At 67.6% G+C, this 21,697-nt stretch carries 25 protein-coding genes and 1 tRNA gene; 9 read left to right on the top strand and 17 right to left on the bottom strand.

Features of this window, described 5'->3' with window-relative positions; translation table 11 throughout:
* A partial coding sequence (locus C0481_RS21335; protein WP_293407741.1) for an AAA family ATPase occupies positions 1 to 822 on the top strand: 822 nt, incomplete at its 5' end.
* Between the two features lie 80 nt (positions 823 to 902).
* On the opposite strand, the gene C0481_RS21340 is transcribed toward C0481_RS21335, so the two are convergent.
* Positions 903 to 1,340: an HIT family protein gene (locus C0481_RS21340; RefSeq protein WP_293407743.1), complete on the bottom strand. Its 438-nt coding sequence runs from the start codon at positions 1,338 to 1,340 to the stop codon at positions 903 to 905.
* Positions 1,341 to 1,482: 142 nt separating this feature from the next.
* On the opposite strand from C0481_RS21340, the gene C0481_RS21345 reads away from it, so the two are divergent.
* The gene (locus C0481_RS21345) at positions 1,483 to 3,021 is read left to right on the top strand and encodes an acyl-CoA synthetase (RefSeq protein WP_293407745.1); all 1,539 of its coding nucleotides are present in this window, start codon (positions 1,483 to 1,485) and stop codon (positions 3,019 to 3,021) included.
* A 6-nt stretch (positions 3,022 to 3,027) separates the two neighbouring features.
* On the opposite strand, the gene C0481_RS21350 is transcribed toward C0481_RS21345, so the two are convergent.
* The 4 genes from C0481_RS21350 to phaP form a co-directional block, all read right to left on the bottom strand.
* Complete coding sequence (locus C0481_RS21350; protein WP_293407747.1) at positions 3,028 to 4,188, bottom strand: GNAT family N-acetyltransferase; 1,161 nt, start codon at positions 4,186 to 4,188, stop codon at positions 3,028 to 3,030.
* Complete coding sequence (locus tag C0481_RS21355) at positions 4,185 to 4,931, bottom strand: glycerophosphodiester phosphodiesterase family protein (RefSeq protein WP_293407749.1); 747 nt, start codon at positions 4,929 to 4,931, stop codon at positions 4,185 to 4,187. The genes C0481_RS21350 and C0481_RS21355 overlap by 4 nt, the downstream gene beginning before the upstream one ends.
* Positions 4,928 to 5,389: a RidA family protein gene (locus C0481_RS21360; RefSeq protein ID WP_293407751.1), complete on the bottom strand. Its 462-nt coding sequence runs from the start codon at positions 5,387 to 5,389 to the stop codon at positions 4,928 to 4,930. Before C0481_RS21360 ends, C0481_RS21355 begins: the two co-directional genes overlap by 4 nt.
* 111 nt (positions 5,390 to 5,500) lie before the next feature.
* The gene (phaP, locus tag C0481_RS21365; RefSeq protein ID WP_293407753.1) at positions 5,501 to 5,935 is read right to left on the bottom strand and encodes a TIGR01841 family phasin; all 435 of its coding nucleotides are present in this window, start codon (positions 5,933 to 5,935) and stop codon (positions 5,501 to 5,503) included.
* Positions 5,936 to 6,242: 307 nt separating this feature from the next.
* Here phaP and C0481_RS21370 point away from each other — a divergent pair, with 307 nt between their 5' ends.
* Entirely contained in the window at positions 6,243 to 7,535 is a 1,293-nt protein-coding gene (locus C0481_RS21370) for a D-alanyl-D-alanine carboxypeptidase (RefSeq protein ID WP_293407754.1), read from the top strand.
* A gap of 4 nt (positions 7,536 to 7,539) precedes the next feature.
* Here C0481_RS21370 and C0481_RS21375 read toward each other — a convergent pair whose 3' ends face one another.
* Both C0481_RS21375 and C0481_RS21380 read right to left on the bottom strand, forming a co-directional pair.
* Complete coding sequence (locus tag C0481_RS21375; protein ID WP_293407755.1) at positions 7,540 to 7,959, bottom strand: DnaJ domain-containing protein; 420 nt, start codon at positions 7,957 to 7,959, stop codon at positions 7,540 to 7,542.
* Between the two features lie 10 nt (positions 7,960 to 7,969).
* Positions 7,970 to 8,794, bottom strand: coding sequence for a division plane positioning ATPase MipZ (locus tag C0481_RS21380; RefSeq protein ID WP_293407757.1), 825 nt, complete (start codon positions 8,792 to 8,794; stop codon positions 7,970 to 7,972).
* Positions 8,795 to 8,963: 169 nt separating this feature from the next.
* On the opposite strand from C0481_RS21380, the gene panC reads away from it, so the two are divergent.
* On the top strand, positions 8,964 to 9,815 hold the full coding sequence (panC, locus tag C0481_RS21385) for a pantoate--beta-alanine ligase (RefSeq protein ID WP_293407759.1): 852 nt from the start codon (positions 8,964 to 8,966) through the stop codon (positions 9,813 to 9,815).
* 10 nt (positions 9,816 to 9,825) lie between these two features.
* On the opposite strand, the gene C0481_RS21390 is transcribed toward panC, so the two are convergent.
* Complete coding sequence (locus tag C0481_RS21390) at positions 9,826 to 10,224, bottom strand: DUF1489 domain-containing protein (protein WP_293407760.1); 399 nt, start codon at positions 10,222 to 10,224, stop codon at positions 9,826 to 9,828.
* 5 nt (positions 10,225 to 10,229) lie between these two features.
* Positions 10,230 to 11,066 (bottom strand): enoyl-CoA hydratase-related protein, encoded by an 837-nt coding sequence (locus C0481_RS21395; RefSeq protein ID WP_293407761.1) that lies wholly within the window; start codon positions 11,064 to 11,066, stop codon positions 10,230 to 10,232.
* Positions 11,067 to 11,162: 96 nt separating this feature from the next.
* Between C0481_RS21395 and C0481_RS21400 the strand changes: the two genes are divergently transcribed.
* Complete coding sequence (locus C0481_RS21400) at positions 11,163 to 12,941, top strand: patatin-like phospholipase family protein (RefSeq protein ID WP_293407762.1); 1,779 nt, start codon at positions 11,163 to 11,165, stop codon at positions 12,939 to 12,941.
* 299 nt (positions 12,942 to 13,240) lie between these two features.
* Positions 13,241 to 14,047: a helix-turn-helix transcriptional regulator gene (locus C0481_RS21405; protein WP_293407763.1), complete on the top strand. Its 807-nt coding sequence runs from the start codon at positions 13,241 to 13,243 to the stop codon at positions 14,045 to 14,047.
* On the opposite strand, the gene C0481_RS21410 is transcribed toward C0481_RS21405, so the two are convergent.
* The 5 genes from C0481_RS21410 to C0481_RS21430 all read right to left on the bottom strand — a co-directional run bounded on the left by C0481_RS21410 (position 14,044) and on the right by C0481_RS21430 (position 17,704).
* Positions 14,044 to 14,445 carry a DUF3574 domain-containing protein gene (locus C0481_RS21410; RefSeq protein ID WP_293407764.1) on the bottom strand — a complete coding sequence of 134 codons (402 nt, stop codon included), beginning with the start codon at positions 14,443 to 14,445 and terminating at the stop codon, positions 14,044 to 14,046. The two genes, C0481_RS21405 and C0481_RS21410, sit on opposite strands and share 4 nt — an antisense overlap.
* A 59-nt stretch (positions 14,446 to 14,504) precedes the next feature.
* Entirely contained in the window at positions 14,505 to 15,740 is a 1,236-nt protein-coding gene (locus C0481_RS21415) for a glycoside hydrolase family protein (RefSeq protein ID WP_293407766.1), read from the bottom strand.
* An 87-nt stretch (positions 15,741 to 15,827) separates the two neighbouring features.
* Positions 15,828 to 17,258 (bottom strand): magnesium transporter, encoded by a 1,431-nt coding sequence (gene mgtE / locus C0481_RS21420; RefSeq protein ID WP_293407767.1) that lies wholly within the window; start codon positions 17,256 to 17,258, stop codon positions 15,828 to 15,830.
* 61 nt (positions 17,259 to 17,319) lie between these two features.
* A tRNA-Leu gene (locus C0481_RS21425) sits at positions 17,320 to 17,404 on the bottom strand.
* Positions 17,405 to 17,452: 48 nt separating this feature from the next.
* On the bottom strand, positions 17,453 to 17,704 hold the full coding sequence (locus C0481_RS21430) for a FliM/FliN family flagellar motor switch protein (RefSeq protein WP_246370454.1): 252 nt from the start codon (positions 17,702 to 17,704) through the stop codon (positions 17,453 to 17,455).
* Positions 17,705 to 17,783: 79 nt separating this feature from the next.
* Here C0481_RS21430 and lipB point away from each other — a divergent pair, with 79 nt between their 5' ends.
* On the top strand, positions 17,784 to 18,509 hold the full coding sequence (gene lipB, locus C0481_RS21435) for a lipoyl(octanoyl) transferase LipB (protein ID WP_293407768.1): 726 nt from the start codon (positions 17,784 to 17,786) through the stop codon (positions 18,507 to 18,509).
* Here lipB and C0481_RS21440 read toward each other — a convergent pair.
* Entirely contained in the window at positions 18,506 to 18,910 is a 405-nt protein-coding gene (locus tag C0481_RS21440; RefSeq protein ID WP_293407769.1) for a DUF805 domain-containing protein, read from the bottom strand. The two genes, lipB and C0481_RS21440, sit on opposite strands and share 4 nt — an antisense overlap.
* A 17-nt stretch (positions 18,911 to 18,927) precedes the next feature.
* The gene (locus C0481_RS21445) at positions 18,928 to 19,248 is read right to left on the bottom strand and encodes a heavy metal-binding domain-containing protein (protein WP_267231822.1); all 321 of its coding nucleotides are present in this window, start codon (positions 19,246 to 19,248) and stop codon (positions 18,928 to 18,930) included.
* Positions 19,249 to 19,304: 56 nt separating this feature from the next.
* Here C0481_RS21445 and msrB point away from each other — a divergent pair, with 56 nt between their 5' ends.
* A complete protein-coding gene (gene msrB / locus C0481_RS21450; RefSeq protein WP_293407770.1) occupies positions 19,305 to 19,799 on the top strand; it encodes a peptide-methionine (R)-S-oxide reductase MsrB in 495 nt (164 codons plus the stop codon).
* A 72-nt stretch (positions 19,800 to 19,871) separates the two neighbouring features.
* Entirely contained in the window at positions 19,872 to 20,843 is a 972-nt protein-coding gene (locus C0481_RS21455; RefSeq protein ID WP_293407771.1) for an SDR family NAD(P)-dependent oxidoreductase, read from the top strand.
* On the opposite strand, the gene C0481_RS21460 is transcribed toward C0481_RS21455, so the two are convergent.
* The gene (locus C0481_RS21460) at positions 20,840 to 21,655 is read right to left on the bottom strand and encodes an aminoglycoside phosphotransferase family protein (RefSeq protein WP_293407772.1); all 816 of its coding nucleotides are present in this window, start codon (positions 21,653 to 21,655) and stop codon (positions 20,840 to 20,842) included. The two genes, C0481_RS21455 and C0481_RS21460, sit on opposite strands and share 4 nt — an antisense overlap.
* Positions 21,656 to 21,697 lie beyond the last annotated feature (42 nt).

The raw sequence follows: 21,697 nt of genomic DNA on the forward strand, positions 1-21,697 counted from the left end.
ACCGGCACCGGCAAGACCGAGACCGCCCGCCAGCTGGCCTCGACCATGGGCATCGAGCTCCTGCGCTTCGACATGTCGGAGTACATGGAGCGCCACACGGTCAGCCGACTGATCGGCGCGCCTCCCGGCTATGTCGGCTTCGACCAGGGCGGCCTGCTGACCGACGCCGTCGATCAGCATCCGCACGCGGTCGTGCTGCTGGACGAAATCGAGAAGGCTCACCCGGACGTCTTCAACATCCTGCTGCAGGTCATGGACCATGGCGTCCTGACCGACGCCAACGGCAAGAAGGTCGACTTCCGGAACGTGGTCCTGATCATGACCACCAACGCCGGCGCCTCGGACGCCCAGCGCAACGCTATCGGCTTTGGCCGCGGCAAGCAGGACGACGAGGTCGATGAGGCCCTGAAGCGGCTGTTCACGCCGGAGTTCCGCAACCGTCTGGATGCGGTGGTCCAGTTCAAGGCGCTGACCCAGGAGATCATCCGCCAGGTCGTGCAGAAGTTCGTCATGCAGCTGGAAGCTCAGCTCGCCGATCGTCACGTCACCATCGAGACGACCGAGGAAGCTGCCGACTGGCTGGCCAAGAACGGCTTCGACGAGCTCTACGGCGCCCGGCCGCTGGCCCGGGTCATCCAGGAGCACATCAAGAAGCCGCTGGCCGACGAGATCCTGTTCGGCAAGCTGGTCAAGGGCGGCCACGTCAAGGTGGTGCTCAAGGACAGCAAGCTGGGCTTCGAGATCGAAGGCGACGACCGCGAACCGGGCGCCCCGATCATCGAGGATCCCGCCGAGGACGCCGCGACGGAACTGGCCGACTAGGCCCGCTCCAAATCCTGAAATGCGAAACCCCGGAGCTTCGGCTCCGGGGTTTTTCTTTGCGTCCAGTTCGCCTTCGAGGCCTAGGCGATCTTCGCCGCGATCTGCTCGGCCAGCGCTTTCAGTTCGGCAGGATCGGCCATTCCGCCCGCGCCGTGACGTCCGAGCTCGACGCCCGCCCAGCGCGGGATGATGTGGAAATGCAGGTGGTAGATGGTCTGGCCCGCAGGCGCGCCGTTGTACTGGGCGACCATGATGCCGTCCGGATTCAGCGCCGAGCGCACCGCCCGGGTGATGCGCTGCACGCCGAGCATCAACGGCCCCAGCACATCGGCCTCCACCTCCAGGAGGTTGCGCGCCTGGGAGTGCTTGGGGATCACCAGGGTGTGGCCCCGGGACTGCGGAAACACGTCCATGAAGGCAAGGATTTCGCCGTCCTCAAAGACCTTTGCCGCCGGCGCCTCGCCGCGCAAAATCTTGGCGAAGATGTTGCCGTCCTCGTAGGTCCCGTCCAGGCTCATGGGGCGCTCCTCCAAACTCGTCGCACGGTGGTAGCGCATTGCCCTGGAGGACGGAACATGCCCTCAACGGGTTTACGCCCCCTCGCCTTGCGATAACGTGCTCCCACAGACGGCCAGCAAAGGCCGCGGAGGGAGGGAAGCGATGTATCTCGCCGATCACGCGCGGCTGACGCCCGACAAGCCAGCCATGATTTCCGCCGACACCGGCCAGGCGATGACCTTCGCCGAACTGAATGAGCGCTCGAACCGTTTCGCCCAGTTCCTCCACGCACAGGGACTGCGCCGCGGGGACCACATCGCGGTGCTGATGGAGAACAACCTCGCGTTCATGGAGCCAGTCTGGGCGGCGTTCCGATCGGGGCTCTATGTCACGACGATCAACCGCTACCTGCCGCCGGACGAGGCGGCCTACATCGCCAACGACTGCGGGGCCAAGGCCCTGGTCACCTCCTACGCCAAGCGCGAGACCGCGGTTGAGCTCGCCGAGCTGATCCCGAATTGCCCGATCCGGCTCATGGTGGGAGGCGTCATTCCGGGCTGGGCCTCCTATGAGGAAGCCGTGGCGTCGGGCTCGCCCGAGCCGCTGGCGCACGAGTGGATGGGCGACTCCATGCTCTACTCCTCGGGCACCACCGGACGCCCGAAGGGCATCCTGCGGCCCCTGCCCGAGATCACGCCGGCCGAAGGGTTCGACACCCGCCAGGCATCCAACCGATATGGACTGACGGCGGACAGCGTCTACCTGTCGCCGGCCCCGCTCTATCACGCGGCGCCGCTGGCCTATGTGCTGACGGTGCAGTCCTTCGGCGGCACGGTCGTGATGATGGAGCGCTTCGATCCCGAGCAAGCGCTGCAACTGATCGAGAAGCACCGCGTCACCCACAGCCAGTGGGTGCCCACCATGTTCGTGCGCATGCTGAAGCTGCCGCCGGAAATTCGGACCCGTCACGACCTCTCCAGCCACCAGGTGGCCGTCCACGCCGCTGCGCCCTGCCCGATTGAGGTCAAGCGCCAGATGATCGAGTGGTGGGGGCCGATCCTCTATGAGTACTACGCTGGCACCGAAGCCTCGGGCTCGACCTTCATCACCAGCGAAGACTGGCTGGAGCATCCCGGGTCGGTCGGCCGCGCGGCGCTGGGCGTGCTGCACATCTGCGACGAAGACGGCAACGAACTGCCGATCGGCGAAACCGGCCTCGTCTACTTCGAGCGCGAGGCGCCGACCTTTGAATACCACAACGACCCGGCCAAGACGGCCTCGGCCCGCCATCCCGACCACCCCAACTGGAACGCCCTCGGCGACGTCGGCCACCTCGATCAGGACGGCTATCTCTACCTGACCGACCGCAAGGCCTTCATGATCATCTCGGGCGGGGTGAACATCTATCCGCAGGCGATCGAGGACGCCCTGGTCACCCATCCCAAGGTCGCCGACGTGGCCGTGTTCGGCGTGCCGGACACCGAGATGGGCGAAGCGGTGAAGGCCGTGATCGAACCTGCTCCAGGCCAGACGCCCAGCGACGAACTGGCCGCGGAGCTGATGACCTATGCCCGCGAACGCCTGGCGCACTACATGGCCCCGCGCTCCATCGACTTCATCGAGGAGATGCCACGCCTGCCGACCGGCAAGCTGTACAAGCGGCTGCTGCGCGACGCCTATTGGCAGGATCGGAAGATCTGACCCCGATCAGTCCTGACGGAAGGGCGAGTACTCTTCCGCCAGCCATTCCATCTCGCCGTTCACCGCCTCGCGCTCGCGGCGCAGGAAGTCGTCGACCGGCGCACGCAGCCGCGGGTCGGCGATGTGGTGGGCCGAGAACACCGGCGCCGGCAGATAACCGCGGGCGATCTTGTGCTGCCCCTGCGCCCCGGCCTCGACGCGCGCCAGGCCCTTGTCGATCGCCCACTCGATCGCCTGATAGTAGCAGAGCTCGAAGTGCAGGAACGGCACGTCCTCGACGCAGCCCCAGTTGCGGCCATAGAGGCAATCGTCGCCGATCAAATTCAGCGCCCCGGCGATCCAACGCCCGCCTCGGCTCGCCATGACCAGCAACACCCTGTCCGCCATCCGCTCGCCCAGCAGCGAAAAGAACAGTCGGTTGAGGTAGGGCCGGCCCCACTTGCGCGAGCCGGTGTCCATGTAGAAGCCAAAGAACGCGTCCCAGTGATCCTCGGTGATCTCCGCGCCGGTCAGCGCCACGATCTCGACTTCGGCCTGGGCGTCACGGCGCTCGCGGCGGATGGTCTTGCGCCGCCCTGACGACAGCGCCTCAAGGAACCCTTCGAAGCTGGCGTAGCCCTGGTTCAGCCAGTGATACTGCTGGCCCTGCCGCTGCAGCAGCCCGCGCTCGCCCAGCCAGTCCCACTCGGCCTGCGTCGGGAAGTTCACGTGCAGGGACGAGACCTCGTACTGCTCGCACACAGCTAGGGCGCCGCCCAGCAAGATGCGGCGCGCCTCCTCCAGGTCGACGTCCGGCCGCACCAGCAGGCGCGGCCCAGTCACCGGACTGAACGGCGAGGCGGAGATCAGCTTGGGATAGTACTGCCCGCCTGCCCGCTCATAGGCGTCGGCCCAGGCGTGGTCGAAGACGTATTCGCCCTGACTGTGGGATTTCAGGTAGAGCGGCATGACCGCGGCCACCTGGCCGGCCTCGTCCTCGACCGCCAAGTGCTGCGGCCCCCAGCCGGTGCGCTCGACGGCGCAACCGGCCGCCTCGGCGATATCCAGAAAGTCATAGGCCACGAACGGATTGCCGCGATGATCGGGGTGACCCGCACAGGCGTCCCACGCCTCGCGCCCGATCTCGGCGATTCGGCGGCTGATCTGCACCGCCGGCTTGAGCTTCACGCCTCGAAACCCTCGAAGATCAGGTTGTCGCAGTAGTCCTTCACCGCGTCCCACTGACCCGGCTCGCGCACCGTCCAGGCCACCACCGGCATCCCCTCGTCGCGGAACTTCGCGGCCCGCTCGTCCGGCAGCATGCCGATGTGCAGCGCCAGGAAGTGCGGACGAGCGATGGCAACGTGCTCGAGCCGGCCGAAAGATTCGCGCTGCGCCTCGTTCATGCTCGGCGCCTGCTTGTAGTCGTAACTGTCCAGGCCGCGCAGAACCCCCGGAAAACGATCGGCGAACCAGGCGTGCGAGTACGGATTGAAGCCGATGACGCAGGTCGGTCCGGCATGGTCAATCAGCAACTCGTGGACGCGCTGCTCCAGCGGGCCGACCTCGCCATAGGCCGTCTTCAGCTCGATGTGCACCATGGCCCGGCGGCCGATCAGGGCCAGGGTCTCGCGCAGCGTCGGGATCGCTTCGTCGGTGCCCGCCAGCCGCAGCTCGGCCAGGTCGGCGGCCGTTCGGTCTCGCAGCTTGCCCTCGACCCCGGTCATCCGCTTCAGGTCATCGTCGTGGAAGACCATCGCCTCCCCGTCCGACGACAGGTGGACGTCGAGCTCGACGCCATAGCCGGCCTCGCAAGCCGCCTGGAACGCGGCCAGCGAGTTCTCCGGCGCCCCGCCGCGGGTCCACAGGCCCCGATGCGCCACCGGCGGGTGGAACAGTAGATCCCAGGCCTCGCCGAACGGGTGGCTCACCGAACCTGCACCACGGCGTCGACCTCGACCGAGAAGCCGAGCGGCAGGCGATAGACGCCCACCGCCGAGCGCGCGTGCTTGCCGGCCTCGCCGAAGGCCTCGACCATCAGGTCCGAGGCGCCGTTCACGACTTGCGGGATCTCCAGGAAGCTCGCACCGGCTTGAACGAAGCCGCCCAGCTTGATCACCCGGACCACGCGGTCGAGGTCGCCCTCGCAGGCCGCCTTCATCTGAGCGATCAGATTGATTCCGCACAGGCGGGCCGCCGCCTTGGCGGTCTCCAAGTCGATCTCCTCGCCGACCGTGCCGCGAATCCCGCCGCCAGCGTCGAGCGAGACCTGACCCGAGATATGGACGAGATCGCCCGCCCTGACGAAGGGCACATAGTTGGCGACCGGCGGATTGGGCTGCGGCAGGCTGAGCCCGAGCGCAGACAGGCGTTCTTCGACCTTCGACATGCCGAAGGTCTAGCGCTGCGTTCTGGAGCCGAAAAGAGAAAAGGCCCGCGCCTGGGCTGGCGCGGGCCTTTTCGTTCGGACACCCCGCGGAAACGGGGCGACTGGGAGCTCTTAGCGAGCGGCCTGCAGGCGCTCGACGGCGGCGGTGACGCGCTCGTTGAGCGGCTTGACCGCATCCTTCACCGACGACGACACGATGTCCGACATCTTCGAAACTTCGGCGATGTAGGCGTCGAGGGCCGACTTGGCGTAGGTGGTCTGAAGTTCGATCACTTCCTGCACCGACTTGGCGCCCGAGAGCGACTTGGCGGCGGCGACGTGATTTTCCACGGCCTTCTTGGAATAGGACATGGCCTGGGCGCCCAGGGCTTCGGCGCCCTTGGTCGAGGCGGTCACCGAGGCGATGACGGCTTCCAGGTTCTTCTTCGAGTGGGTGTTCATCTCGTTCAGTTGAGCGAGCGACTTCTCGACAGCGTCCTTGAAGGCGACGTTGCCGGCGGTGGTGAACTGTTCGACGGTGTTCTTGACGGTCTCAGCGGCGGCCATGGGGCGGGCTCCTGGGGTCGGGATGGGGCGGTGATACCGCGACGCAAACGTGGACGGGGGACTTGCCTTGAACTTGCCCGTCGTTTCCCATGTTGCAGTGCAGCAGTCAAGCGATTTTTGTGCAGTGCACAATCGCCTGCCCGATCGCTAGGCGCCGGACGTTCACGCAAGTGTTGATCGCGTCAGGCGCGACAAATGGGCCCGTTCAAGTCCTGTTTACCATCGCGCAAGGCTACGGCTGGCATGCTAGGACTCATCCGGAGTGGCCTGGGGGCCGCTTAACCCTTTGTATCGACGGACGAACCGCATGTTCGAGCGTGCCCGCCGCCTGATTGCGTCTCTTGCCCTCGCCGCCGCGACCGCGGTCGCGCCGGTGGCCTCGACCGCACAGGCCCAGGTTCCCTACCTTCAGTTGCCCGCCAGCCAACCCAAGTACGCGGCCATCGTGGTCGATGCGAAGACCGGCGAGGTCATGTACGCCAAACGCGCGGACAGCCCTCGGTATCCCGCCTCGATCACGAAAGTGATGACGCTGTACCTGGCGTTCGAGGCGCTGGCCGCCGGACGCATTCATCTCGACGACCCGGTGGTGATCTCGCCCCGCGCCGCCGCCCAGGCGCCGACCAAGCTCGGCCTGCGCCCCGGCGAGACCCTGACCGTCGAACAGGCGATGCAAGCGCTGGCGATCAAGTCGGCCAACGACATCGCCGTGGCCCTCGCTGAAAAGCTGGGCGGTTCGGAAGCTCGCTTCGCCGCGATGATGACCCTGCGCGCCGAAGAGCTCGGCATGCAGAACACCCGCTTCGTCAACGCCTCGGGCCTGCCCGACAGCCGCCAAGTCTCCACGGCGCGCGACATCGCGATCCTGTCGCGCGCGGTGATGCGCGACTACCCGCAGTACTACAAGCTGTTCAGCCAGCAGAGCTTCACGTTCCGCGGCGTGACGATGCGCAACCACAACGGCCTGCTGGGCCGCATGCCGGGCGTCGATGGCCTCAAGACCGGCTTCACCAACGCCTCGGGCTTCAACATCGCGGTCTCGGCCGTGCGTGACAATCGCCGCCTGATCACTGTCGTCCTCGGCGCGCCGTCCACCGCCGTGCGTAACAACAACGCCGAAGACCTGATCCTGACCGGCTTCGACGTCATGGCCCGCCGCGATCGCGGCGAGAAGATCACCGTCGCCCAGAACCTGTTCGAGCCGGAGCCCACGGGTCCGATCGTGCGCCCCTCCATCGAGCAGGGCGACAACGAGCAGGACGGCCTGAAGATCGTTCTGGCCTCAGCCAGCCCGACATCGGCCGCCGCCCGCACCAAGATCGTCGAACCCTCGAAGAGCGCCCTGCGCGACAAGAAGGCCGCCGGCAAGTGGTCGGTCCAGGTCGGCGCGTTCAAGTCCAAGGCCGACGCCAAGGAACAGATCGCCCTCGTCACCAAGCGCTTCGGCAAGCACTTCAGCGCGGCCAACGGCGAGGTCGGCGGCAAGGTCGGCGGCTCTTACCGCGCGCGGTTCTCGGGCTACACCGAAGCCTCGGCCAAGGACGCGTGCCAGGCCCTGAAGGCCAAGCGCCTGGCCTGCATGGTCGTCAAGCCGGCCTGACGGACTACTTCTTCAACAGACGATCCCTGGCCGCGTTCAACTGCGCGGCCAGGCCGCTGGTCCCACCCTTGTCGGGGTGGGCCATGCGCATCAGGCGGCCATAGGCTTCCCTGATCTCAGCCTCGGTGGCGTCGGGGCCCACGCCCAGGATGGAGCGCGCCTCGCTGTCGCTGATGCGCCCTGCGGTCGGCGGAACGGCCATGCCCGTCCGCCGCGTCGACACCGCCAGCCACAGCCCCATGACGACCAGGACGATGGACTTGCCCCACCCGCCGCGCACGCCGACATAGGCGGCCGCCGCAAAGCAGGCGATCGCCAGGGCGCCGGCCAGGAACCGCCACTCCCGTCGCTTCAGTATGGGCTTGCCGCGGGTGATCCAGACCATCAGGAACAGCGCCGCGCAGCCAAGAGCGAGATAGAGCATCTGATCTCGGCTACTGCGCCGCCAGCAGCTCGTCGCCAGCCAGACCCGAAAGCCCCAGCGCCCCCATCAGCGCCCGCAGTTCCTGGCGGGCTGCGACGTGCTGCAGCGACATCGCCACCGGACGGATCGTCGGCGACAGATCGGCGATCGTCAGGCCGAACGGGAACAGCTCGCGATAGATCACCCGGTCGCGCAGACCCGGTCCGACGCGGAAACCGACCCGGCGCGACAGCGCCTGAACGCGTTCGTCCAGGCGTTTGCGGTTGCGCGCCTCGGTGGGGGCCAGGCGATTGCGCAGCACCACCCAGTCGATCGACTTGCCGGTCGCCACCGCCCGCGTCTTGCGGCTGTTCCAGACCGTCTCCGAATAGAGGCTGGGACGCTTCAGCTCCAGGCTCACCGGATCGACCACGCCCAGCATGTCGAAGTCGACGAAGCTGTCGTTCATGGGCGTGACGATCAGGTCGGCCAGCCCATGCGCCGCACGCCCGATGGCCGTGTCGCTGCCGGGGGTGTCGATCAGCACGAAGTCGGCCTGCTCGGCCGCCCGGCCAAACGCCTCCTCGAACTGGGCCAGGGCGTCGGCGTCCGGCGCCTTGGCGAGTTCTGGCGGCAGTGGGAACTCAAGCGGCGTCGGGGCCACCGCGCCGTTGGCGTCCAGCCAGGCCCGGCGGTGGGCGAAGAAATGTCCCATAGACTGTTGGCGCACGTCGAGATCCAGGGTCGCGACCTTGGCTCCACCGTGCAGCAGGGCGGTCGCCACGTGGATGGCGATGGTGGATTTGCCCGCCCCGCCCTTCTCGTTCCCGACGACGATCACCTTGGCTTGTGACATCGATTCTCAACTCCAAAATCGATTCGGCGACATCGCGCCGATTCCATTGATTAACAGGAACCTTCACCACGACGCGGCGTCAACGTAAGGCGCAGCTACGGCTGTGGATGGAATGGACGCCGCCAGCCGACCGCGCCATAAGCCCCACACCCTGACTTGCGAGTACATCATGCCCCAAATCGCCATCGCCCGCACCGTCGCCGACCTCCGCGCCCAGGTGGCGGCCTGGCGCCGCGCAGGCGAGCGGGTCGCTCTCGTGCCGACCATGGGGGCCCTGCATGAAGGTCATCTGTCGCTGATCGCCCTGGCCAAGACCAAGGCCGACCGGGTCGTCGCCAGCGTGTTCGTCAACCCGACCCAGTTCGGTCCCAACGAGGACTTCGACGCCTATCCGCGCAGCGAGGCGCGAGACGCCGAACTGCTGGCCAGCGCCGGCTGCGACCTGCTGTTCGCCCCGACGGTCAGCGAGATGTACCCCCAGGGCTTTTCCACCACCGTCAACGTCACCGGCGTGACCGAACCGCTGGACGGCGCGGCCCGCCCCGGCCACTTCGCCGGCGTCGCCACCGTGGTCTCCAAGCTGCTGCTGCAATGTGGGCCGGACGTCGCGGTGTTCGGCGAAAAGGATTTCCAGCAGCTGCAGGTCATCAAGCGCGTGGTCCGCGACCTGGACATCCCGGTCGAGATCGTCGGTGCCCCCACCTCTCGACTGGAGGACGGCCTCGCCCGGTCCTCGCGCAACGCCTATCTCAGCGAGGCCGAACGCGAGGTGGCCGGACGTATGAACGTCGCCCTCGCCGACGCCGTTCGCCGCCTGCAGGCCGGAGAGAGCGTCGAGCGGGTGGAGGCGACCGGCGTCGCGGCGCTCGAACGCGCCGGCTTCCAACGCATCGACTACTTCGAGGTCCGCAACGCCGACGACCTCAGCCATCCGGGCCCGGGTCCGCTGACGGTTCCGGGCCGCGTCCTCGCCGCGGCGATGATCGGCAAGACGCGTCTGATCGACAACATGGCGGTCTGAGACCGCCGCTTCACCAAGCTCCGGCTTCGCGCAGCTGACGCGCCAGCTCGGGCGGAATATCGCCGTCGACGCCGCCGGACAGATCCGGCGGCGCATCCTTGGCGTCGAGATAACGCCACCCCTGGAAGGCGCGCCGCGGGGTCGGCGCCACCCTGACGATCTCAGGATCGACCGTCACCTGACAGCGCGCGACAGCGCCCTCGCCCACCGTCTCGACCGCCAGGATGGTCTGGCGGCACATGATCACGCCCTTGAACACCCGATAGAGCGATCCGCCGTCCAAAAGCTCGGCGGCGCGCTTGGGCGTCTGGCGGGTGTGCATGATCCAGGGCCGGCCCGCCTCGTGCCAGGCAAGCAGGTCCTCGATGGTGTCGCACCCCACCACCAGCTTGATCATGTTCAGCGCCATGGCCCTTAGACCAGCCAGTTAGGCTTGCGCTTCTCAAGGAAGGCCCGCACGCCCTCTTGCCCCTCGGGGCTGACCCGCACGCGGGCGATGCGCCGTGCGGTCTCCTCCATCACGTCTTCAACCGGGCGATAGGCGACATCCTCGACCAGCTTCTTGGACTGCGCGACCGCTTCCGGACCGCAAGCCATCATTTCCTGGGCGATCCGGTCCCGCGCCTCGGTCAACTGGGCGCCATCGGCGACAACTTCGCTCACCAGGCCGACCTTCTCGGCGTAAGCCGCGTCGAACACCTTGCCGGTGGCGAATAGCGCCCGCGCCGCACGCGGCCCGACCGCGTTGACGACGTAGGGGCTGATGGTCCCGGCGATCAGCCCGAGCCGCACCTCCGAGAAGCTGAATTTCGCATCGGCGGTGGCGATCGCCATGTCGCAGGCCGCCGCCAGGCCGGCGCCGCCGCCATAGGCCCCGCCCTCGACCAGGGCGACCGTCAGCGCCGGAATGTCCCACAGGCTCTTGAGCATCCGGGCCAGCAGCATCGCGTCATCGCGATTATCCGCCTCGGTGCGGTCGACGGCCGCGCGCATCCAGTCCAGGTCCGCCCCGGCGCTGAACATCGAGCCTGCGCCGCGCACGAACACCACCCGCACGCCTTCGGCGCCCTGGAGGGTCTCAAACGCCTCGTGCAAAGCGGCGATCAGCTCGGCGTTGAAGGCGTTGCGGCGGATCGCCCGATTGAGCGTGACCGTCGCGACTCCCTCAAGGGTCGCGTCGATGTCGACGAGACGGGAGTCGGCGTCGGTGTCGGTGATTTCAACCAGCGGGTCGGCGATCGGATTGGTCATGGCTGCGGTCTCCTGGATCCTTCAACAACGCTGGACCGGAACTTTGGATCAGGCCAAGCCATAGCCCCCCGGGGCGACGCAAGCTAGGCTGCCGCCGTGGTCAGCTTGCCTGATATTCCCAGCGAATCGGCGTTGGCCCGTCTCTTCTACGAGGAGCGCGGCCACGGCGAGGCGACGTGGTTCTCGCTCCCCGGCGGGGCGACTCTGTTTCAAGCCGGCGAACCGGCCGACCATCTCTATTTCTTGCGCGCCGGGCGCCTGGGCGCCTTTCGCAGGGAAGAGAACGGTGAACCGCAGTTCCTGGGCGTGATCCGGCCAGGCGAGCCGGCCGGCGAGATGTCGCTGATCACCGGCGCTCCGCACAGCGGCACGGTCGTCGCGCTTCGCGATTCCGAGATCTTCGCCCTGCCGCGCGACGCCTTCTTCGCGGCCGCCGAGACCGACGCCTCGGTGATGACCGAACTGGCGCGGCTGATGATCCTGCGCAGCCGGCAAGCCGTCAGCAAGACATCGATCGGAGAGCCCTCTGTCTATGGGTTCGTGGCCACCGGCGGGCCGGTCGCAGTCCGCCCGCTGCTCGACAAGGTCGCCCACGAGGTCGGCCGTCTCGGCTACTCGGTGACCGTGGTCGGCAGCGAAGCCCAGCACGCCCCGACCGAGTGGTTCTCCGAGGTCGAGCGCGACTACGACTTCGTGCTCTACGCGGCCGAGGCCGAGGATATCGGCTGGCGCCAGGTCGTGGGCCGCCAGGTCGATCGCCTGTTCCGCGTCGCTCGCGGGGACGCCGCGCCGCCGCCCGAGGGTCTGGCTCATGGAGAGCCGCTGCAGGGCCAAGGCCTCGTCGACCTGATCCTTGTCCACCCCAAGACCTGCAAGGCGCCGAAGGGGTCGCAGGCCTGGGTCGACGCGCTCCACCCTGCCCGCCTGTTCCATGTGCGCCGCGACAATGGCGATGACGCGCAGCGGATCGCCCGCCTGCTGACCGGGCAGTCGGTCGGACTGGTGCTCTCCGGGGGCGGCGCGCGCGCTTATGCGCACGTCGGCGCGATCAAAGCCCTGCGCGAGCGCGGCGTGCCGATAGACTTCATCGGCGGCGTCTCGATGGGGGCGATCGTCGGGGCAGGCTTAGCCGTCGGCTGGGACGGCGAGGAGATGGAGCGCCGGATCCGCGACGCCTTCGTCACCACCAGCCCGCTGGACGACATCGCCCTGCCGCTGCTGGCGATGACCCGCGGCGAGAAGGTGCGCGAGCGCCTGGCCAAGCACTTCGACGACCTCCAGATCGCCGACCTTTGGCTGCCGTTCTTTTGCGTATCGTCGAACCTCACCACCGGCGCCTATCAGCTTCACAAGAGCGGACTGCTGCGCCAGGCTTTGCGCGCGACCATTTCCCTGCCCGGCGTGCTGCCGCCCGCCACCACCGTCGACAACAATGTGCTGGTGGACGGAGCGGTGATGAAAAACTTCCCGGCGGACATCATGCGACTGACCCAGCTTGGGCCCATCGTCGGCGTCGACGTCAGCCGCGGCCGCTCGATCACCGCCGACGACGTGGCGCGGCCGGAATCGGTCTGGCGGTGGATCCGCTCGGGTCAGTGGCGCAAGGGCCCGCCGATCGTCTCGCTGCTCATGCGGGCGGCCACGGTGTCGTCGGGTCGCGATCTGGCCGCGGCGCGCGAAGCCACCGACGTGCTGATCACACCCGACCTGACCGGCGTGGAGATCCGCGACTGGTCCGCCTTCGAACCCGCGGTCGAGGCGGGCTATCGCGCCACGATCGAGGCCCTCGACAAGCTGTCACGGCCGGTGACTGACCTGCGCCGTAGGTCCGGCCGCGACGATGATCTGGTCACGCCCGGCGTCACGCTCGCTTGATCGGCGACGAAGGGGTTTGCGATCCGCAAAATCCGTCCCATATTGAAGGTCCTGTTCAACAGCTGAAAGGAGGTGACCCAGTGTCTCATTGTCCTCATCCGAGTGTGGAAGCCGCGACCCGGGTCGCCGCTTACGAGGTCTCCAAGTAAGCGCCGAGTTGCGGGCCGCACTGCGGTCCGACAATGGAAGGGCCGGTTCTCGCAAGAGAGCCGGCCCTTTGTCTTTCTGGGCGTCCGAAGTCGCGCCCATTACCTGCAAGGTCATGGAGGGCGCGCCGCGGTCCAGCTAGTCTCGCGCCCATGATCGCGACAGCAACCGCGGTGGGCGACCACCTCCGTCAATGGCGTCAGCGCCGCCGGCTCAGCCAGCTCGATCTGGCGCTCGACGCCGAGATCTCTACTCGCCACCTCAGTTTCCTCGAGACCGGCCGCGCCCAGCCCAGCCGGGACATGGTGCTGCGTCTGGCGGAACACCTGGAGATTCCGTTGCGGGAGCGGAACACGATCCTCGTCGCGGCCGGCTTCGCGCCGGTCTTCCCGCAGCGGTCGCTGGACGATCCGGCCCTGGCGGCCGCGCGCAGAGCGGTTGACGTCATCCTCGCCGGGCACGAGCCCCACCCCGCTCTCGTCGTCGACCGCGGTTGGAATCTGGTCAGCGCCAACCGAATGATCGCGCCGATGATGGCGGGCGCGGCCCCGCACCTGTTGACCGCGCCACTGAACGTGCTGCGGCTGACCCTGCATCCCGAAGGCCTGGCCCCGCGGATCGCCAACCTGCACGAATGGCGGGCCCACTTGCTCGACCGCCTCCGCCGCGAGGTCGAGCTGACCGCCGATGCGAAACTCGCCGAGCTGCTGACCGAGTTGAAGGCCTATCCGATCCCGGGCGGCCAGCCGCCGCGCAAGCCGTCGGACGAGTTCGGCGGAGTCGCCATCCCGTTCCGGCTGCAGACGCCCGCAGGGTTGCTGTCATTCTTCAGCACCACCACCGTCTTTGGCACGCCGGTTGACGTCACGCTGTCTGAATTGACGCTGGAGACTTTCTTTCCGGCCGACGCCGAGACCGGACAGGCGCTGCGCGCCCTGGCTGACAACCTGCCGAGCTAGAAATCCACGCAGGCCGGCTGCGTCACCAACAGCACGGATTCCTGATTGAACCGCGCCTTGTAGGCCTTGCGCGCGGCATTGACCTTCAGGTTAGCCTCGATGGCGTTGGGCAGGACCAGGACGACGACCTTGGACGCCTCGCGGATGAGCTTGTTCTCATCGCCCTTCCACTGACCGCCGCCTTCGAGAACGGTCAGGCCGCTCGGGAAGCGCGGCGTCAGCTCCTCGTCCACGAACTTCCGAAAATCGGCCTCGGAAACGCCGGGTTTGCCGCCGATGTTCTGTCCGAAGAAGAGCTGCGCCGTACGCATCGGCTCCTGCCCAGCAGGGCAGCTCGGCCCGATCAGGCTGGCGCAGCCGCCGAGCGCCAGGACGCTCACGGCTGCCGTAAGAGTCACGACGCGCTTCATGTGACATGGTTAGCACGCGTTGTGGCTAAGGCGGAACGGCCCCGTGGCTATTCGTCGCGCTCGAGAACCGCGTCCACATGTTCGACATCGGGACGGCCCAGGCGGTCGAGGATCATGTAGACCGCCACACCGATCAGGCCGACGCCGGCGATGCCCGCCAACCAGACCACCGTTCCCGGATTCAGCCCCCCGACCGTCTGCGGTTGGGGCATGTTCAGCGCCCAGAACAGGCAACCGCCGAATAGCGTCACGCCCGCCCCCGCCAGACCGACGGCGGAGACGAGGCTCGGCCGCTTGACCGGCGCAGGCGCGGCCGACGGCGGCAGCTCAAACTCTGGCGGCGCAGGCTCCAGCACAGCCTCGACCTCCGGCGCGGCGGACGCCGCCTCGAACAGGTTCGGTTCAGGCTCGGACTCATTGGCCGCCACCAGTTCGAGTTTCGGCGTCTCGTAAGGCTCCGACGCGGCGAACTCCTCCTCGCCCGGCGACGTCAGCACGAAGGCCGGCTCGGGGGGCTGCGGGAACCCCCCGATGGTCGCCGGCTCCGGCTCTTCGAGAACCAGTCGCGGCGGCAGGTCGACGACCGGACCCTTGTGAAGCGGTTCGCTGAAGATGCCGGACAGGCGCGATGAGACCGCCGCGGCCGCCGCCGCCGCAGGGCTCTGCTGATCATCCTCCAGCACCACGCCGACCGGCTGCTCCTGGTGCGCCTCGTCGCGTTCGACGATGGCCTTGGCGCCGACCATCGGCGCACTCAGCGCAGTCGGCGTCTGACGCGGCACTACGCCCGAGGCGTCGAGGTCGATATTCGGTCGAACCACCGGCGACGGCGCGGGAACCCAGCCGTCCACCGGGGTCAGAAACAGCGTCTTTTCCGCCGAGCGCCGACGGACCAGAGCATCGACGACGATGGTCTCGCCCTCGAACTCGGCCTTGCGCCACAGCTCCATCGCGCAGGCGGCCTGGATCAGGCCGCCCTCGTTGAGCCGCCGCAGCACCGAGGAACGGCGGAAGTTCTCCAGACCGATGTTGAAGGCGAACGCCGCGAGGGCGTCGAACTGGTTCTGGCTGAGCGGAGTGAAGACCCACTCGTTGATCGAATGGGAAATGGCGATCAGGTCGTAGAGCAGCAGCGCCTCAGCGTCCTGTTCCGAGACTTCCGCCCCTTCGCGGGCGGTGAGCGTGTGGCCATAGCCGATGGTCCAGCGGCCATCAGGCAACTGGGCGGATTTCCGGCGGTAGCCTTCGAAGCGCTTGATCAGCTCGACGGCCGATCTCGACACTTGATTACGCGGTTTCATGGCCTGATTGACCCATCCTGACACATGGGCGCACGCACCCAGGGCTCAACGGGCAAGAAAGGGGCCGCTTTACAGCAGGATCAGCGCAGCAAGGCCCAGGAACGCGAAGAAGCCTGTGAAATCCGTCGCGAAAGTGACGAAAACCGAGGATGAGACCGCCGGGTCGCGGCCCATCCGCTCAAGCACCAGCGGCGCCAGCACCCCGGCCAGCGAGGCGACGAACAGGTTTATGATAAGCGCGAGCCCAAACGTGACGCTCAGCATCACGTCACGGAACAGGAAGTAGATCACCCCACCGGTAACCGCCGCCAGGGCAGCCCCGTTGGCCAGGCCCACGGCCATCTCGCGGAAAACCGTCCGATAGGCGTTGACCGAGGACAGCTCCTTGCTGGCCAGCGCGCGCACGGCGACGGCGAGAGCCTGGGTCCCGGCGTTGCCGCCGAGCGACGCCACGATCGGCATCAGCACCGCCAAGGTGACCAGCTTGGCGATCTCGCCCTCGAAGGCGCGGATCACGCTGGCGGCTAAGGCGGCGGTCACGGTGTTGAGCGCCAGCCACGGCAGGCGCGCACGAATGATGTCCAGGACGTCGGCGTTCCGGCCGGCGTCGGACACCCCGGCCAGGGCGAGGATGTCCTCCTCGCTCTCTTCCTGGATGACGCCGACGATGTCGTCGACGGTGATCTGGCCGACCAGCCGCCCGCCCGGCTCCACCACCGGGGCCGAAATCAGGTGGTACTTGTCGAAGATGTAGGCGACCTCTTCCTGGTCCATCCCGACCGGGATTTCCGTCACCGGCTCCATCAGCTGGGCCAGCGGCGTGCTGCGCGGCGCGCGCAGCAGGTGGCTGACCGGCGCAGCCCCGACCGGCTTGTAGCTCGGGTCCACGACATAGACGTCGAAGAACAGCTCGGGCAGGTCGTCGGCTTCCTTGCGGAAGTGGTCGATGGTCTGGCCGACGGTCCAGAACTGCGGGGCGGCGACGACCTCGCGCTGCATGATGCGGCCGGCAGTCTCGTCCTCGTACGACAGCGAGGTCTCGATGGCGGTCCGCTCGGTCTCGGGCATCGCCGCGAGCACCTGGACCCGCTTGTCGTCCTCCAGGTCGTCGACAACGTCGGCCGCGTCGTCGGAATCGAGCTCCTCCAGTACCTTGGCGAGGGTGGCGGGCGACACCGTCTCCAGCACCTCTTCGCGAATCTCGGTGTCGAGTTCGGAGAGAATCTCGGCCAGCGCCTCGGGCGCCAGATGAGCCAGCACCTCGTCGCGGTACTCGGCCGACAGGAATCCCATCAGGTCGGCGACATCGGCCGGGTGCAGCGCGCCCAGCAGCTCGCGCAGACGCTCGGCGTCGCCGCGATCGGCGGCGTCCACCACCATGGCCACGAATTCGGGATTTAGCGCGTAGTCCTCGCCTAGGGCGAGGTCTTCAAGGTCTTCTTCCAGCTCGGGAGCAATCTTGTCGCCAGCTTCGGACAGGTCGGCCGTTTCGCGGCTCATGCTGACCTCCCTAGGCGTCGGACGAAGATATGCTCAGTCGCTGTTGAAGACCCTGATTCACTGGTGCGGTCGAGAAGACTCGAACTTCCACGGGTTGCCCCACAGCGACCTCAACGCTGCGCGTCTACCAATTCCGCCACGACCGCTCGTGGTGAGGCGCGGCAGGTAGCAAACCCCCGCAGCTTTGTGAAGCCCTACTGACCGCCTGCCATGAAGTCATACACATCTGCCGCACGTGTGACGGCGATCGAGATACGGTCTTCGTTGATCTGAATCTCCCCGCGAGCGACCGGATGGTTGTTCGCCAGGATCCAGACTTCCTCGTTCACGCCGGCGTCCAGCGGAATCACGGCGCCGCGGCCCATGCGCAGAAGCTGCTGCATCGGCAGGGTCGATCGGCCCAGCAGGACCGATATTTCGACGTTGACCTCGTTGACCTGACCCAAGACGCAAAGCCTTTGAAACACTAGAGACATCGCGGCGGGGCTTTGACGCGCCCAGCCTGCTCACCACATTGGGTCCAACATGCTTGACCGCTCGTTAAACCTCTCGCCCGACGCGCCGATCTTCGGTCGCGACGATGGTCTGCCCGCCCAGTGGGCGGTGTCGCGCTCGCCGGTTCCCTATCCCGAAGCCGTCGCGGCCATGGAAGCGCGCGCGGCGGCCATCGCTGACGGAACGGCGGGTGAGCTGGTCTGGCTGTTGGAGCACCCGCCGCTCTACACCGCCGGCGTTTCGGCCAAGGAAGGCGACCTGCTCGACCCGAATCGATTCCCGGTCTTCGCCAGCGGCCGCGGCGGGCAGTTCACCTATCACGGCCCCGGCCAGCGGGTGGCCTACGTGATGCTCGACCTGACCAAGCGTCGGCGTGACGTGCGCGCCTTCGTGGCCAGCCTCGAGGCCTGGGTGATCGGCGCCCTGGCCCGCTTCAACGTCGAGGGCGAAATTCGCGACGGCCGGGTCGGGGTCTGGGTGGAACGCAAAGTCCCCGGCGCGCCGACGCGCGAGGACAAGATCGCCGCCATCGGAGTGAAGCTGCGCCGTTGGGTGTCGTTCCACGGCATTTCGCTGAACGTCGAGCCCGACCTTGGCCACTTCTCGGGCATCGTTCCCTGCGGCCAGACCGAGCACGGAGTCACTAGCCTGGTCGATCTGGGCTTGCCGGTGACCATGGACGAGGCCGACGAAGCCCTCCGCGCCAGTTTCCGTCTGGTGTTCGGCGAAGTGGAGGAAGTTCCAGCTCCGCTCTAGGCGCTCACCGGCCGCAGCGGATTGGGCCCGAAGCGGTTGGCGCCCATCTCGCTGCCCATGACGCCCAGCTCGACCGTCGCCCAGACCAGGGCCACGCCGAACAGGAAGTCGAAGAAGCCGACTGGCTGGGGCCACACCGCGACCAGCGCGAACAGAATCAACGCCGCCCACCATCCGGACTTGCCGCGATCGTGCAGCCGCTTGGAGAGCACGCAGGCCCCCGCATAGATCAAGGCGGGATAGACGAACCACCCCGTCAGCCAGTGCAGGGTGACGCCCACCACGGCCTCGTAGACCGCAGCCAGACCCAGCAGCGTCGCCGCCGCGATCAGGAACGGCGCACGCGCGATTCGACCGTCCGCCGAGAGCAGCAGCGCGCCCCAGTCAGTCTGCCCGTTCATGCCCCCTCCAGGCCGCTCTAGCGCAGTTTGACGGCGGTGCCGGCGGCGGTGACCATCAGCATGCCGTTGTCGGCGCCCAGCGCCTCATAGTCCAGGTCGACCCCGACCACCGCATCGGCCCCCAGCTTGGCAGCCTCGTCGCACATCTCGCGAAGGGCGATGTCGCGCGCCTCGCGCAGGGCCTTCTCATAGCCTCCGGCCCGGCCGCCGATGATGTTGGTGATGCCGGCGAACAGGTCGCGGAAGATGTGCGCGCCGATGATCGCCTCGCCGCTGACGACTCCCACCGTGCGGGCGATTTCGCGTTCGGCCACATAAGGCGTGGTGCTGGTGATCATGGCGGCTCCTGGCGACGCACTTTCGCTGATGGCTTGGCGACCTTAGATTGACCTCCATGAGCACGCCAGCCGCCTCCCCTTCCGGTTTCGACCTGTCCCCGCCCACCGCCGACGAACGCGCCGCGCTCGAGGCCGGGCTCTCGCGCGAAGAAGCCGACGTCCTGCTGCACCACGGCACCGAGGCCCCGTTCTGCGGCGGCCTGCTCGATAACAAGGAGGACGGCGCCTACTGCTGCCGGCTCTGCGGGCTGCCGCTGTTCCAGGCCAAGACCAAGTTCGAAAGCGGCACCGGCTGGCCCAGCTTCTTCGCCCCCTACGACGAGGCCCACGTGGTCGGCGTACGTGACGTCAGCTACGGCATGGTCCGCATCGAAACCCGCTGCGCCCGCTGCGACAGCCACCAGGGCCACGTGTTCCCGGACGGGCCGCCGCCGACCCGGCTGCGCTACTGCATCAATTCGGTCTCGCTCGAGTTCGTCGCCAACGGCGAGCCGCTGCGAGATCCCCTGCACCGCGGCGACAACACCGCTCTGGCGGGCGCCAAGGCCTGAAGCGACAACGCTTGGCGGACCGGGCGGAAAGCGCGCTAGGCTCTCCCAAAACAACGCCAGGGAGGCGACGCCGTGAAAGATTTCGCAGGTAAGACCGCCGTGATCACCGGCGGCGGAACCGGCATGGGCCGTGAACTCGCCCGCCAGCTCGCCGCTGAAGGCTGCAATGTCGCCATGTGCGACGTGTCGGCCAAGGCCATGGCCGAAACCGTCCGGCTCATCGAGGCCGACGGCAAGCCGCAGGGCACCAAGGTCACCACCCACATCGCCGACGTCTCGCTGGAGGCGGCGCTGATCGAGTTCCGCGAGGAGCTGGCCGAGCAGCAGCAGACCGACAAGATCCACCTGCTGTTCAACAACGCCGGCATCGGCGGCGGCGGCAGCATGATCGCCGACAGCCGTGCGGCCTGGGAGAAGACCTTCAACGTCTGCTGGGGCGGGGTCTATCTGGGGGTTCGCACCTTCCTGCCGATGCTGATGGCCGCCGACGAGGGCCACATCGTCAACACCTCCAGCGTCAACGGCTTCTGGGCGACGATCGGGCCGAACACCTCGCACACCGCCTATGCGGCCGCGAAGTTCGCGGTGAAGGGCTTCACCGAGGCCCTGGTCACCGACCTGCGGATCAACGCCCCGCACATCAAGTGTTCGGTGGTGATGCCCGGGCATATCGGCACCTCGATCATCGCCAACTCGCGAAAGGTCCAGGCCGGCGTCGATACCGACGAGCTGACCGCCGAAGACCTGACGCTGGCGCGGGCGCGGATGGCCGCCTCGGGCATCGACGCCAGCAATGTCCCCGACGATGCAATCAGGACCATGGCGGCCGAGATGGCGCGCAGCTTCCTCGAAGACGCACCGACCACCGCGGCGGCCGCCGCCAAGGTGATCCTCGACGGCGTGCGCGACGAGCGCTGGCGCATCCTCGTCGGCGACGACGCCCACGCCCTGGACCAGTGGGTGCGCAAGGATCCCGAACGCGCCTACGAACCGGAGTTCTTCACCGACTTCGCCCGCGAGGTCGGCTGGCGGATCGGCGGTTAGGCGTAAAGCCGCGCGGCCGCCAGTTCGGCGATCGAGCTGTCGAACTGCGCCGGATCGCCGTCATCGAGGATCCAGGCGGCCGACAGGCCGCTGTAGGCCAGGATCCACATCAGCAGGCGGCGCGGATCCATGCCCGCTCGTTCGGACACCAGGCCGAGATAGCGGTCGAGACGGCCCGGAATAAGCGCGGTCGCGGTGTCGGGATTGCAGAACGGGTTGGCGTAGTCGTAGCCGCGCTCGCCCAGCACGCCCTTCGGATCGATCGCCAGCCAGCCGCGCGGGCCAAAGTCGAGGATGTTGGCGTGGTGCACGTCGCCGTGCAGCGGGACGACGTCGCGCGGCTGCGCCAGCAGCGCCTGTGCAGTCTCGTACGCCTTGACCAGGACGCCCCCGTGGTTGGCCGCGCCGGGCCCCAGAGCGGCGAACCAGACGTCCAAGGGGACGAGGCCGGCGGGCGGCGGCGCGCCCCGCGGCGCATGCAGCACGGCGACCGCATCGCAGATGATGCGGGTGGCGTCGTCGTCCTGGTCGCCCCGTGACATTTCGACCAGCGACCTTGGCCCAACGGCCCGCTCCAGCAACAGCGCTTCGTCCTGACGGCCCAGGACCTGGGCCGCGCCCTGCCCGTTCCACCACTCCATCAACGCGGCCCCGGCGATTTCCTCCGGCACGGCCGCGAGCTTGAGGATGGCCGGACGATCGGCCTGGCGCACAGGCAGCAGCCAGCTGCCTGTGTACTCGGTGGTGAACGCATCGCCGTCTGGCGTTAGGCCCCAAAGGTCGAGCCAGGGCTGGAAGGAAGGCTTGGTCATGCCGCCTATCTAGGCGCCGGGCGCAGCTGCGCCAGGGAGCGG

This window comes from Phenylobacterium sp., assembly GCF_013822795.1.
Classification (GTDB): Bacteria; Pseudomonadota; Alphaproteobacteria; order Caulobacterales; family Caulobacteraceae; genus Phenylobacterium.